This is a genomic window from Bremerella cremea (assembly GCF_039541315.1).
Taxonomy (GTDB): Bacteria; Planctomycetota; Planctomycetia; order Pirellulales; family Pirellulaceae; genus Bremerella; species Bremerella cremea.
The window spans coordinates 1-949 of the sequence record NZ_BAABFZ010000006.1 but is presented as its reverse complement, the minus strand read 5'-3'; the positions used below and the strand labels follow the sequence as shown (position 1 = coordinate 949).

Below are 949 nucleotides of genomic sequence, written 5' to 3'. Positions count from 1 at the left end.
GTTGGGTCCGCAGGTTGGCGTTGGTGCTGCGGTAGCGATTGATAAGAAACTTCTTCCCTGCCGGCAGCATTTCGCAAACGTCTTCCAGGTAGGGCTTCAGCTGAGGGAAGATCGGAATCACGCGGTAGGCCTTGCCGGCGTGGTGTTCGGTTTTGGCACTGGGGATGCGGAGCCGTTGGTTTCGCCAGTCGACATCGTCGATGGTCAGGGCCAGATGCTCGGAAGGACATCGCAGGCCGGCAAAGCGGCTTAAGGCGACAATCAAACGCCACTCGGCATCGGGGCAGGCATCTAGAACCTTTTCGATGGTTTCGAGGGTGACGAAGTGGTCGCGTTCCCGATTCGTACCGACCGCCCCTCTTAATGGCTTGAAAGGGTTCGCAGGAATCAATTCTCGGGCGACGGCATCTTCAAAGAACAACTTGGCATTGGCAACCCGCTTGCGAATGGTGTTGATTGCCAGGCCGGTCTTCGTTTCGTCGTCCTTCAAGTTGCCCCGAGCCGGCGGCGTGGCCAGCCAACGTTCCCAGTCCTTCGCATCGGCAACGGTAATGGTGGAAAGTTTTCGCTTGGGGCCGAAGTACGCCAGCAGCGATTCCCGAGCCTGTTTCCAACTGATAACGGTTCGTGGCTTTACTTCGGTGCGGCGTTTCAGATAAGCATCGATGTGCCCCTGCAATGTCAGGTCTTGATTCTCGCGAGGTTCGACCAGGCCGGCCCGTGCCAGTTTCTCGTGGGTCGGGTTGTCCAATTGAGCAACCCACAGCGCCGTTTCCCGGCCGATGCCGGTTTGAAGCGTGGCTGCCGTCACCAACTGTTCGACACGAACCTTGAACGACTCCGCATTCCGCTGCGAAATCTTCCCCAGGCGAATGGTCTTCCGCTTGCCATCGGGGGCGATGAATAGAATGCGTCGTCGTCCGTTGGGCTCTTTTGAAATCGATGCCAT

1 protein-coding gene is annotated in these 949 nt (G+C 57.9%); it reads right to left on the bottom strand.

Annotation, left to right across the window (positions count from 1 at the left end):
* Window positions 1-949, bottom strand: a 949-nt coding sequence (locus ABD890_RS23225; protein ID WP_345095093.1) for a tyrosine-type recombinase/integrase, incomplete at both ends; no start/stop codon positions are given.